This window comes from Pseudomonas sp. PME37.24/006 (assembly GCF_055556635.1).
The window spans coordinates 804601-817466 of record NZ_JBVHNL010000001.1 but is presented as its reverse complement, the minus strand read 5'-3'; the positions used below and the strand labels follow the sequence as shown (position 1 = coordinate 817466).

Below are 12866 nucleotides of genomic sequence, written 5' to 3'. Positions count from 1 at the left end.
CTCCCATGACCCTATCGACGCTCGAAAAAGACGCCATTGCCGAACACCGCCTGCGTGAGCGCAAGCGTTGGCGCAACTGCCTGTTGTTCGTCCTTCTGTGCGGCGGCTGCCTGGTACTGGATATCGCCACGGGGCCTTCGCTGTTGTCGCCCTGGGAAGTGCTGCAATCGCTGCTGAACATTGGCGATCGCCAGCCAATGACCGACACCATCGTCCATGACCTGCGCCTGCCAGTAGCACTCATGGCCCTCGCCGTTGGCGCTGCTCTGGGCGCCGGTGGCGCGCAGATGCAGACCTTGCTGAACAACCCCATGGCCAGCCCTTACACCCTGGGCATGGCAGCCGCAGCGGGGTTTGGTGCAGCGCTCAGCCTGGCCTTCGGCAGCTTCGGGCTGGGCGCCTTGATCGGCGTGCCACTGGGGGCTTTTGCCTTTTCGATGCTGGCGGTTCTGTTCCTGTTCGCGCTGGCGACGCTGCGTCAGGCCGGTAGCCATACGATCATCCTGGGAGGAATCGCCATGCTGTTCCTCTTCCAGTCGCTGCTCTCGCTCGTACAGTTCCTGTCCTCGCCGGAGCTCTCCCAGCAGATCCTCTTCTGGCTTTTCGGCAACCTGGGCAAAGCCACTTGGACGACCCTGACCATCACCGCCGTGGTCACCTTGGCGTGCTGCCTGATCCTTATGGGTGACACCTGGAAACTGGCCGCCCTGAGCCTGGGTGAAGCGCGAGCGGTGAGCCTGGGGGTGAACATCCGCTGGCTGCGCCTGAAGATTCTGATACTCGTCGCCGTGATGACCGCAACGGCGACCAGCTTCGTTGGCGTAATCGGTTTCGTCGGGCTGGTAGCCCCACACATCGCGCGGCTGCTGGTCGGCGAAGATCAACGCTTCCTGCTGCCGCTCTCCGCGCTCTGCGGCGCCTTCATGCTGTCGGCTGCATCGGTGCTGTCCAAGTCCATCCTGCCCGGCGCACTGTTCCCGATTGGTATCGTGACAGCCATCGTCGGCGTGCCATTCCTGCTCTGGTTGATATTCGCACCACAGCGAGGCAGAGCATGATCCAGCTCGACGAACTCAGTATCGCCCGCGCAGGGCGAACCATCATCAACGGGCTGAGCACCAATCTTCAAGCGGGCGCCATTCATGTCGTGCTGGGCCCCAACGGCACCGGTAAGACCACCTTGTTGCGTGCGCTGATGGGCGACTTACCGCTGGCAGGCGGGCGTATTACCCAGGGGCAGCAGAACCTCGCTGCCGGCCGGCATTCGCGCCGAGTACTGGAAGCCTGGCGTAGAGACTTCGCCTATATGCCCCAGGACTGCAGCACCGAGGTGTCACTGTCGGTGCTCGAGGTCGTGGTGCTGGGCAACCTGGGCCAGATCGGCCTGCGCCTCGATGACGCGCTGTTGCAGCGCGCCATGGAGAAGCTCGGCCAGGTAGGTATCGCTCACCTGGCCGGTCGCGGGATCGGCTCACTCAGCGGCGGCCAGCGGCAAATGGTTTTCTTCGCTCAGGTGCTGATGCGCGAACCGAAAGTCATGCTGCTCGATGAGCCCGTCAGCGCCCTGGATCTGCGCCATCAGGTCGCCCTGCTCGACCGCGTGCAGCATGAAACGCGCGCCAGGAACCTGGTAACGGTGGTCGTTCTTCACGACCTCAACCTGGCGTGTCAGTACGCCGACAATCTGCTGGTGCTGGTCGATGGCAAGCTGGCCGCCAATGGCCATCCGGGCGAGATCATCACCGCTGAGCTGATCAAGGCAACCTATGGCGTCACCGTCGACATCCTGCGGGATCGGCAGAACCGCCCCGTGGTACAACCGCTATCCGGTCAGGCGTGCGTAGACGCCTGACCGGAACAGCCATCAGAAGGTGTAAGCGAACCCTGTCTGTACGGTGCGCGGCTCGCCCGGATAGGCATAGGCGTTGAAGGCGCCTTCTTCGTAGCCTTTATTGAAGACGTTACGCACATCCAGATTCAGCCGCAGGTGCTCGTTGACCTGATAGAAGCTCAGCAAATCGGTGACTGCGTAACTCTCCATGGTGTAGGTCTGCGCCGCCGTCTGGCCGGCACGATCATCCACGTACTTGAAGTTGGCGCCCAGGCCTAAGCCACGCAACGCGCCATCACGGAACTCGTACACGCTCAGCAGGTTGAAGCTGTTGCGCGGGATGTTGGCTTGGCGGGTGCCGCGCGGTAGCGAGTTGTCACGCGTCACCTCGGAATCCGTGTAGGCATAGCCGCCGATGACTCGCCATTCGGGCGTCAGATCACCCGCCACGTTCACCTCGAAGCCACGGCTGCGCACTTCACCCGCGGCAATCCGAAAGGCTGGATCAACAGGGTCGACGGTCTGTACGTTTTCCTTGGTGACGTGGAACACCGCCGTATCGATGCTCAGCAAGCCACCCAGCGCAGCCCACTTCATGCCCAGCTCGTAGGCCTTGCCCTCCTCCGGATCAAAACCGCCACCCAGACGCGACGCCCCCGAGTTGGGTTTGAACGACTTGGAGGCGTTGGCGTAGACGGCAACGCTGTCGGTCAGGTCGTATATAACGCCGACCCGCGGGGTCACGGCGTTGTCGGCCATGTCCCAGTCGGCGTTCACCGGCCTGAGATCATCATAATCATGCTCGAAGCGCTCGATGCGCACGCCACCCAGCACTTTCAGGCGCTCGGTCAGGGCTACCTGATCCTGCACGAAAGCCGCCCAGGTCTTCAGTTTTTCACGATCATGAGTGGTGATATTGCCCAGCGCCGGGCGCGGCTGGCCGAGAACCGGGTTGTAGATATTGATCGGATACGCAGCGGTGGAGCGATTGATGATCGACTGGTAATCGTAGTTCTCGTACTCCACACCAGTAATCAGGGTATGGCCGAAACCAAAGGTATCGAAGTTACCGGTCAGGTGCAGTTGCACGTCATGGTCGGTCCATTCGAGTTTGCGGTAGTTGAAGTTACGGTTGAGCGTCACGCCATCAGCCGCAACACCGTTGGCTTCGACCGCATTGCCCTTGAGCGAGCCGTCGAGGTATTGATAACCGCCACTCAATGCCCAGTCTTCATTGAGCTGATGCTCGAAGCGCAGTTGCACCATGGAGTTATCGTTGTGCAGTTTGTTGTCGGTGCCCTTCTCCCAGTAATAGGTCGAGTGGCTGGGCTGCCCGCGCTGAGCTGGGTAATGAGTCAGGCCGCGGTCCAGCGGATGATTGTTGCGCATGAAATCACCCTCCAGAACGATGCGCGTGTCGTCCGACACCTGCCAGCTCAACACCGGGGCGATGCCATAGCGCTCGCTTTCCACATCATCACGAAAGCTGTCGCCCCCTTCGGCCATGATATTCAGGCGATAGGCCAGGCGGCCCTCCTCGTCGAGCGGGCCGCCCGTGTCCAACGTGCCACGGCGCAAACCCTGGTCGGTGAACTGGCTGCCAACCGTCGTACGCTGCTCGGCCAACGGCTGCTTGGTGATGACGTTGAAGGTGCCACCGGGATCACCGCGACCATAGAGCGTCGCGGCTGGGCCACGCAGCACTTCGACTCGCTCCAGGGTGTTGGCATCCGGCGAGTTGGGATAACCGCGATTGATCGGGAAGCCATTGCGGTAGAACTCGCCGGTTGTAAAGCCACGCACCGTGAACGTGGTCAGCCCCTGGCCGCCAAAGTTGTTGGCGCGACCTACGCCACCCGCCTGATCCAGCGCCTGCTGCAAGCGAGTCGCGGAGATATCTTCGATCACATCACGGGACACCACGCTCACCGATTGCGGCGTCTCGTGCAAGGCGGTATCGGTGCGCGTAGCACTGGCCGAACGCGTGGCGCCATAACCAAACACAGGGCCCGTGGCGCTCTCGCTGGTGCCCGTGATGACGGAATCCGGAAGCTCCACTGCCGCGCCTTCCGACGCAGCCAACGTAGCGGCATGAACGCCAACGGAACAGAGGGACAGCAGGCAGATTGAGGCGTGATTCCAGCGCATGAAAGGCGGTCCTGGTAGGAGGGGCCGCGATTCTAATCCAGTTGATATTCACTAACAATTGCACTGGAGAATCAAATGCAAATCAGCGGATCTGTGAGCGCAAAGGGGCAAGAGGACTGAAGACAACAGCCGCCGGGATCACACGCTGACCCGACCAGTGATACCCATCGGTGCCAGCAACTGAGCCCGGCTCGCATAGCTCCCATTGTTATCTAAACAGGCGATTGCAGCGATAAATCAGCGTACGGACATACAACCGAATCTGCTGCCTAGCGTGAACAACACCATGCGGCAAAGTAGGCGGACGCCTGCGTGGCGCCCTGCTGCGTTACCAGCCTAACTCCAGCACCATAGAAAGGGTGAAAGATTTATTTTACTTCCAACACCCAGCAGGCTAGCGGGCTCATAAATAAATCTGTCCCTTTTTTCGTGCTGGTCGTTAGCTACCGCTTGATCCATATGGGTGGCTGGCGCGACTCGGTCGCAGCCAAGAACGAGGAAACGGACTCGACCGGATCAGCCCATCAAGTATACGTTAACGTCCGCTGCCTTTGCTTGTTAGGGCGCTTTCCCAGTCTACCTCTTTGTTAACACCGCCAGGGCAAAAAACCCCTTGCGCTCCATTTTCGAAATACAAGTCAGTTATTTCTTCGAGGCACTCAATAAATGCTTTCAAATGCTCACCTGTGCACCATCTTTTATTTGAAATTTGTAGAAACCAGTCAAGTACCTCTGAGCCCGAGGTTAATCTTTCAATTCCAAAGTCATAGACCTCTAAACCTTCGCTCCAAAAAGAAACCACTCCTGTTTCAGGGTCAAACGTAACCGGTTTTTTCTCTTCAAGTCTCTCAAATAATCTATTCGAGGACTGTGTTCTGGCATGACTATAGGCTGACTTCCTAGTTAAACGTAAAATCTCTTCCAAAATATCCCTATCATCTCGAATCTTAGATGGTTCCTTCGGTAATTCGGACTCATTTTCAATCGATATGATTTTTGAAGCTAAGGTCGGCCAAAAAACTTCAAAAGTTGCGTTCAAGGTTTTTTCTTCAAGCTTTTCAGTTCCAAGCTCATCGTTTATTGATCGAAGTAGCTTTAAGGCTTCTATCTCATTGAAGATTGAGCATTGAAATTGAACCAAGGGGCCTTTAACCTCTGCCGGTGTAACTCCAAATAGCAAAGGACAAACTCTAGATGACTCAACACTTTTTGAGAGCGCGCCTGCTTCAAACATCAACCAGGGCGCTTCTAGGTTGGAGGGTGTAAGGACAATAATCCCTATTTTCGAAGATTCTAGCTTTCTCGAAATTTCTGAGCCCCAGCGTTGACCTTTATTTATATCTTCTGGTGTGAAATAAGGTTTCACGGCTTGTATTACACACGGAATCCATTCTCGAATGGCCTCAGCAATTTTTTTACTTTTATCACCAGACCAACTTATAAATAATTCCAATTTTTTCTCCTTTTTTTGATGTGTGACTCGACAAGTAAAGGGGGCAGACTATTGCTGCACGCCTCTGACCCGGAGCGGCTCAAAGAGTGGCAGATATTAAATCGCCCCTCCCTGACTCTAAAGCTGACCTTCACCTATGACTTTCTTAGTCATTGTTGTAAAAATCATGAGCGTCTCCGGCTTTGTAGCAATCGAAAGCGCTGGCGGCAATATCCCAATCAATTAAAATCCAGAGCAAATATAACCCACTAGAATGCTGAAGCATTAGCGAGACTTTCTAACTACGCATTGTTGGCCTAAGCGCTTAGAGTGACATCGCTAAACCGACTAGCTGATAGCTGGAAGCTAGCTACTGCCACCAAAAATGTCTAGGTGCTGTGTCGAAACCATTGCGGGGTAAAGCTGAGTAAAGCATGTGGAATACGCGCCAACACGAGCAATGCTGGGCCTTTGCGGAGCATTGCAGGAGCTAGAAAGAGTTTGATTCACTTATCCCGTTCCAGATCAGAAACATCAAAGCCCTGTTTTTTTACAGGGCTTTTTTGTGAGTGATGCTCAAGGGTGTCGATAGCCCACCGAAGCCTCACTAACTCGCGAAAACCATCTCCCGCCATCTCTCCATCAGTTCCTAACTCGACACTCTGACAGCTCTACTACTCAGCGTGAACACCACTACTGCAACAAGGCAAACCGCAACCTGGGTAGTGCCTAGCGTAGTGACCGGCGCGAACTCCAGTACCGATACCAACCAGGTGGTGATCGCGGCGGCGCCCATGGTCAGGAAGCCGAGCAGCGCGGAAGCCAGGCCCGCTTCCTTGCCGAAGGGGCCCATGGTGATTGCGGTGCCCAGTGGGTTGGCGAGGCCCATGCCCCAGAGAAATATCACCATCGATAGTGAGTACCAGCCCAAGCCGGGGTTGTTTGAGCCGATTAGCAGCAGGCTGCCGGCCACCAATGCGGTGGCAAGGCCCAGGGTGGTGATCGTGCGGCTGCCAAAGCGGTGGGCCAAGCGTGGGGCTGCCATGCCGGCAGCGAATACGACGAACACGGTGGCAGCGAAGTACAGCCCGGCCTGCAATGACGACAAGCCCATCCCGCTCATCAGGATCGCCGGTGCGGCAGCGAAGGAGGCGAACAGGCCGCTCATCAACAGGCTCACCGAGGCAGCCGGAAGGATGAATTTGCCGTCGCGTAGCAATCTGCCGTAAGCGGCCACCACGCGTGGTGCCGAGAGCGCGACTCGACGTTCACGGGGCAGCGTCTCGCCAAGGCCGCGAGCGTAGAAAAATCCGATGATGATGGCGGCAACTCCGACCATCAAGAAGATCGCCCGCCACCCCAGCGCGGTGGTCAGAACGCTGCCGAGCAATGGCGAAAATCCGGGTGCTGCCGCGGTGGCAATCATCGTCAGCGACAACGCGCGCCCCAGGGTTTCGCCTTCGAACAGGTCACGGGCAATGGCCCGCGCCAGCACGGCGGCAGCGCAGACCCCAAGCGCCTGTACGACACGCCCGGCAATCAGCACATCAAGGCTTTTGGCAAAGCCTGCGACCAGTGTGCCGATCACGAACAGCGCGAGCCCACCCAAAACGAGCCGCTTGCGCCCGTACCGATCGGCCAGTGGCCCCACCACCAATTGAGCGAACGCGAAGGTGATGAAAAAACTGGAGAGAGTCAGCCCCAATTCGCGAGAGGAAACGCCAAGCTGCTGGCCGATTTCCGGGAACGCGGGAAGGATGATGTTGGTGGAGAGGATGCTGATCGCTGAGAGGCTCGCCAGCAAGGCGACGATTTTACCTGTCAATGCCGGGCTGCCTTCGCGGGTCATTGCGGCATCGATTGCTACCGGCAGACTGTCGACGCTCATGGCGTTGCCTCCCAGCGGCGGAAAAGCACGCTGGCATTGACGCCGCCAAACCCGAAGCCATTCGAGAGCGCGTGGGTGATCGACATCTTACGGGCACTGAGCGCGACCAGATCGAGCCCTCTAGCGCTCTCATCGGGCTCGCCCAGGTTCAAGGTGGGCGGCACGATTTGATCACGCAGCGCCAGCACCGTGAAAATCGCTTCGATGCCGCCTGCCGCGCCCAGTAGATGGCCGGTGGCGGACTTGGTCGAACTGATCGCGACGGATGAGTCCTGACCGAACAGCGAGCGGATGGCCGCCAGTTCGCCCTTGTCGCCAACCTGGGTCGACGTCGCGTGGGCATTGATGTGCTGTACATCGGCGGCGCTCAGGCCTGCCTGGGCGAGCGCTTGCTGCATGGCGCGACGTGCGCCGCTGCCATCTTCCGGGCCAGCCGTAAGGTGGTAGGCGTCGGCGCTGGTGCCGTAGCCCACCAGTTCGGCCAGCGGCGTGGCGCCGCGTGCCAGGGCGTGCTCGAGCGACTCGATCACCAACAACCCGGCGCCTTCGGCCATCACGAAACCGTCGCGGTTACGGTCGAAGGGCCGCGACGCCTCTTGCGGCCGCTCGGCAAAGCCGGTCGAAAGCGCACGGGCCGCCGCGAAGCAGCCAAGGGTCACGCGATCGATGGCCGCTTCCGTACCGCCACAGATGGCGATATCCGCTTCGCCGCTTCTGATCAGCCGAGCAGCATCGCCAATGGCCTGCACGCCAGCAGCGCAGGCGGTCACCGGTGCGCCGAGCGGCCCTTTGAAACCGTGACGGATCGAGACGTGCCCCGCCGCCATGTTGGCGAGAAACGACGGCGCGGTGAACGGCGAGAGCCGGCGCGGCCCGCGCGAATCGGTAATCCGCACGGCTTCAGCCATGGCACCGAAGCCACCCACACCCGAGGCGATGATCGTCGCCGTTCGCTGCTGTTCTGCTTCGCTGGTCGGGTGCCAGCCCGCCTGTTGCAGCGCTTCATGCGCGGCGACGAGGGCGAACTCGATGAAGCGATCCATCTTCTTGCGTTCTTTGCCGGGGATGAGCAGCTCGGGTTGATACCCCGCGACGGCATCGTCCTCCAGCGTCGGCACTTGCCCGCCCACGGTTACACCGGTGCCTTCGGTGATCTCTGTCGGCAGCGTGGCAATGCCCGAGCGCCCGGCCAGCAGCCGGCGCCAGACCTCGTCGACACCACAACCCAGCGGCCCGACGATGCCGGTGCCGGTAACCACGATGCGTTTATGCCTTTGCGAATCGATCATTACAGCCTCCTCGTGCTCGGTACGCGCCCGCCTCGTTTGGCATTAGGCTGGCGCTTGGGCATTGGCGGTGTGGGGGCGAATCTTGAACCAGATGGAATACATCGCCGGCAGGAACACCAGGGTCATGATGGTGCCGACGAACGTCCCGCCGATCAGCGTGTAAGCCAGCGTGCCCCAGAACACCGAATGGGTGAGCGGAATGAAGGCGAGGATGGCCGCCAGCGCGGTCAGCAATACCGGCCGAGCTCGTTGTACCGTGGCCTCGACGACCGCATTGAACGGGTCGAGCCCCTCGCTTTCGTTGTGATGGATCTGCCCGATCAGGATCAGCGTGTTGCGCATCAGGATGCCCGATAGCGCGATCAGGCCAACCAGGGCATTGATACCGAACGGCTGCTGGAACAACAGCAGAACCGGCACCACGCCGATCAACCCCAGCGGCGAGGTGAGGAACACCATGACCATGGCCGAGATCGAGCGCACCTGCAGGATGATGATCAACAGCGTCAGGGCGATCATGATCGGCAGCAGCGGCAGAATCGCCTGGCTGGCCTTGCCCGACTCTTCGATGGAACCCGCCATCTCGATTCGATAACCGCCGGGAAGTCCGTCGATGATCGGCTGCAGGTCTTTCCTGAGTGCTGCGGAAACGTCTGGCGGCTGCAGCTCTTCGGAGATGTCGCCACGCACGGTGATGGTGGGCGTACGGTCACGGCGGCGCAGGATGGGGTCTTCCATGCGCACATCGACCTCGCCGATTTGCGAGAGCGGGATGCGCTGACCGGCAGCCCCGACCAGCGTGAAACCTTCTATCTTGGCCGGATCGAGGCGAATATCCCCCGCTGCGCGCCCCACCACCTGCACGGAGCGAATGTCTTCGCGCACTGCAGTGATCGGCACGCCCGACAGCAGGAACTGCAACTGCTGCGCAACCGCGTTGGAGGTCAGCCCTACCGCCTGCAAGCGATCCTGATCCAGCGAGAAGTGCAGCGTCGGCACCAATGGGCCCCAGTCGGTATTGACCGTTCTCATCATCGGGCTGGCCTGCAGCACGCCCTGAACCTCGGCAGCGATTTCGCGTAACCGAACGGGGTCAGGCCCCATTACCCGATAAGCGACCGGGAATGGCGAGTACGGGCCAAACACCAGTTGCGTAACGCGCACCCGTGCTTCCGGGGCCAGGCCCTCGGATGCTGCTTCGCGTATGCGCTGCTTGAGCGTTTCACGCGCCTCCTGGCTGTCCGTCAGCACGACGATCTTGGCAAAGGACGGATCAGGCAGCTCGGGCGCCATCGCCAGGTAAAAGCGTGGTGGGCCCTGGCCGATATAGGACGTGACGATCTTGGCTTCTTCCTGCTCTCGCAGCCAGCTCTCGACCTTGATCGCGGTGGCGTTGGTCTGCTCGATGGACGTGCCGTAAGGCATTTGCACTTCGACCAGCACCTCGGGGCGGTCGGAAGTCGGGAAGAACTGCTTCTTCACCAGGCCCATGCCGACCACGGCGACGACGAAGCACATCACCACCGCGCCCGCCACCAGCCACTTGCGAGCGATGACGACGGCCAACACCTTGCGAAAGCGGTTGTAGTGGCGGGTGTCGTAGATGGCCGCGTGGCCGCCTTCGACCTGTTTGATATTCGGCAACAGCTTCACGCCCAGGTAGGGGGTGAATGCCACCGCGACCACCCAGGAGGCGATCAGGGCGATGCCGACGATCCAGAACATGTTGCTGGTGTACTCGCCGGCTGTGGACTGCGCGAAACCGTTGGGCATGAAGCCGACAGCGGTGACCAGCGTGCCGGAGAGCATGGGCGCGGCCGTGTGGCTCCAGGCATAGGCCGACGCCTTGAAGCGGTCGTAGCCCTCCTCCATTTTCACCACCATCATTTCGATGGCGATGATGGCGTCGTCCACCAACAGCCCGAGGGCAAGGATCAGCGAGCCCAGGGTAATGCGATCGAAGTTCTTGCCCGTGGCTGCCATCACCACGAAGACGATGGCCAGCGTCAGCGGTACGGCAGCGGCGACCACGACGCCCACGCGCCAGCCCATGCTGACAAAGCAGACCACCATGACCACCAGCAGCGCGACGAAGAACTTGACCATGAATTCATCGACGGACGAGCTGATATTGACCGCCTGATCGGTGACTTTGCTGAGCGTCATGCCCAGCGGCATGCCTTCGTTGATGGATGCCGTCTCGGCGTCGAGTGCCTGCCCCAGATCGAGACCGTTCCAGCCCTCGCGCATCACGATGCCCAGCAACAGCGCAGGCTCACCGGCGTTACGAACCAGAAAGGTTGCCGGGTCTTCGTAACCACGTTCCACCGTGGCGACATCGGACAGTTTCAGCGACCGCCCCTGCACGCTAATCGGCGTGTCGCGAATCTTCTCCAGCTTGTCGAAAGCGCCATCGAGGCGCATCACTACCTGTGGCCCGCTGGTTTCGATAGAGCCGGCAGGCGTCAATGCGTTCTGGCTGTTCAGTGCAGCGAAGATGTCCTGCGGCGCAACGCCCAGCGTGGCCAGCCGGTCGTGAGAAAAGGACACGAAGATGCGCTCGGCCTGCTCACCGATGATGTTGACCTTCTTCACGCCCGGAACATGCAGCAGACGTTGACGCATCGATTCGGCGTCACGTACCAGTTGCCGCTGGGGTTCGCCCTTGGCCTTCAGCGCGAAGAGCGCGAAGGTCACGTCCGAGAACTCGTCGTTGACCATCGGCCCGATGACACCGGCGGGCAGCGTCTTGGCTTCATCACTGAGTTTCTTGCGGGCCTGGTAGAACTCCTCCTGGACTTGCGAGGGCGGCGTGCTGTCGAGCAGCGACACCATGGTGAATGCCAGCCCCGGGCGCGTGTAGGTTTCGGTGCGGTCGTACCACTTCAGCTCCTGCATGCGCTTTTCCAGCGGCTCGGCGACCTGATCCTGCATCTCCTGCGCGGTGGCGCCCGGCCAGACGGAGATGATCGTCATCTGCTTGACCGTGAACGGTGGGTCTTCCGCGCGCCCCAGCTGGAAGAACGCCAGCGTCCCGGCCACGGCGATCAGCAAGATAAGGAACAGCGTGATGGAGCGCTCGCGTACCGCAAGTGCAGAAAGGTTGAAGCGCCCTTCGCTCATGGCTGACTCCCGGCTACACGAGCGGGCGGAGTCGGGGAAACCCTGACTTCCTCACCGTCGCGCAACAGGTGCGCGCCCAATGCCACGACCTGCTCACCGGATACCAGCTTGCCGGCGACACGCGCAGCATCGTCACCAATGGCCAGCACCTCAACGGGACGCCAGGACACTTTCGCCGGTTCGCCGGAAATCACCCATACGCCCGAGCCGTTGCCTGGATCATGAAGGGCGGCAATCGGCACCTGCAGAACCTGCTCAGGTGTTTTTCCCTCGGCGATGCCCAGGGTTATGGTCGAGCCGAGCGGCGCATTCGCCAGCGCGCCCTCCAACACGTACCTGGCTTCGAACGTACGGGTGGTCGAATCTGCCGCCTCGGAGAGCAGGCGCAGCTTGGCAGGCACTGCACTGCCGCTGTTGCCATACAAGGTGGCCTGCGCCGTTGACCCTGGAGCCGGGCGCAGCGTCTCGGGAAGGTGCACGATGGCTTCTCGCTGCCCTGCCCGCGCCAGGCGCACGACCGGCTGCCCGGCACTCACCACCTGCCCAGGCTCGGCCAATGTCTCCATCACCACGCCATCGGCGTCGGCCAGTAATGCCGCATAGCCCGTGGCATTGCGCGCGACGTCTGCCTGGGCTTGAGCCGCGCTGAGCTGCGCCTTCGCGGAATCAGCGGCTGCCTTGATCTGATCGTAAGCCGATGCCGAAACCGCACCTGCGGCGACGAGACCGCGATAGCGCGCCTCGTCATCAGCCGTCTGCTTGGCTCGTGCCTTGGCGGAGGCAACCGCTTCCTGCTGTGCGCGCGCCTGCAATTGCAGGTCGACCGGGTCGAGGCGCATCAGCGGTTGGCCGCGCTTGACCGTCTGCCCGGTATCGACAAGACGCTCGAGTATCTTCCCGGAAACGCGGAAGCCGAGATCGCTCTGGGTACGTGCGACGACGACCCCGGTGAACGTGCGAGCGACATCGGCCGAATGCTCGACCGATGCAGTCCTGACCAGGGGCGGCTTGTTACGTGGGTCTTTGCTGACGGAAGAATCGCCGCACGCCACCAGGACGACAGGCAATAAACAAACGACGAAGGTGGCGGGCTTGAGGCACATGGGTTCCATTACTCAAGAGCAATACGGGAACCACATTCTTTGACCTGTGACC

Annotated in this window: 8 protein-coding genes; 2 read left to right on the top strand and 6 right to left on the bottom strand. The window is 60.4% G+C overall.

The genetic code is table 11. From position 1 onward, the window contains the following. The first annotated feature begins 5 nt into the window (after positions 1-5). Positions 6-1058 (top strand): FecCD family ABC transporter permease, encoded by a 1053-nt coding sequence (locus tag ACZ3GY_RS03765; RefSeq protein ID WP_465908976.1) that lies wholly within the window; start codon positions 6-8, stop codon positions 1056-1058. Further along, complete coding sequence (locus ACZ3GY_RS03760) at positions 1055-1852, top strand: ABC transporter ATP-binding protein (RefSeq protein ID WP_465908975.1); 798 nt, start codon at positions 1055-1057, stop codon at positions 1850-1852. The genes ACZ3GY_RS03765 and ACZ3GY_RS03760 overlap by 4 nt, the downstream gene beginning before the upstream one ends. 12 nt (positions 1853-1864) lie before the next feature. Here ACZ3GY_RS03760 and ACZ3GY_RS03755 read toward each other — a convergent pair whose 3' ends face one another. From ACZ3GY_RS03755 to ACZ3GY_RS03730, 6 genes are all read right to left on the bottom strand, one after another. Continuing rightward, the gene (locus tag ACZ3GY_RS03755) at positions 1865-3979 is read right to left on the bottom strand and encodes a TonB-dependent siderophore receptor (RefSeq protein ID WP_465908974.1); all 2115 of its coding nucleotides are present in this window, start codon (positions 3977-3979) and stop codon (positions 1865-1867) included. Between the two features lie 535 nt (positions 3980-4514). Then, positions 4515-5432 carry a TIR domain-containing protein gene (locus ACZ3GY_RS03750; protein ID WP_465908973.1) on the bottom strand — a complete coding sequence of 306 codons (918 nt, stop codon included), beginning with the start codon at positions 5430-5432 and terminating at the stop codon, positions 4515-4517. Positions 5433-6060: 628 nt separating this feature from the next. Next, positions 6061-7260 carry a multidrug effflux MFS transporter gene (locus tag ACZ3GY_RS03745; RefSeq protein ID WP_465909228.1) on the bottom strand — a complete coding sequence of 400 codons (1200 nt, stop codon included), beginning with the start codon at positions 7258-7260 and terminating at the stop codon, positions 6061-6063. Between the two features lie 35 nt (positions 7261-7295). After that, entirely contained in the window at positions 7296-8588 is a 1293-nt protein-coding gene (gene fabF, locus ACZ3GY_RS03740; RefSeq protein ID WP_465908972.1) for a beta-ketoacyl-ACP synthase II, read from the bottom strand. Between the two features lie 42 nt (positions 8589-8630). After that, positions 8631-11711 (bottom strand): efflux RND transporter permease subunit, encoded by a 3081-nt coding sequence (locus ACZ3GY_RS03735; RefSeq protein WP_465908971.1) that lies wholly within the window; start codon positions 11709-11711, stop codon positions 8631-8633. Beyond that, positions 11708-12814 carry an efflux RND transporter periplasmic adaptor subunit gene (locus tag ACZ3GY_RS03730; RefSeq protein WP_465908970.1) on the bottom strand — a complete coding sequence of 369 codons (1107 nt, stop codon included), beginning with the start codon at positions 12812-12814 and terminating at the stop codon, positions 11708-11710. The genes ACZ3GY_RS03735 and ACZ3GY_RS03730 overlap by 4 nt, the downstream gene beginning before the upstream one ends. Positions 12815-12866 lie beyond the last annotated feature (52 nt).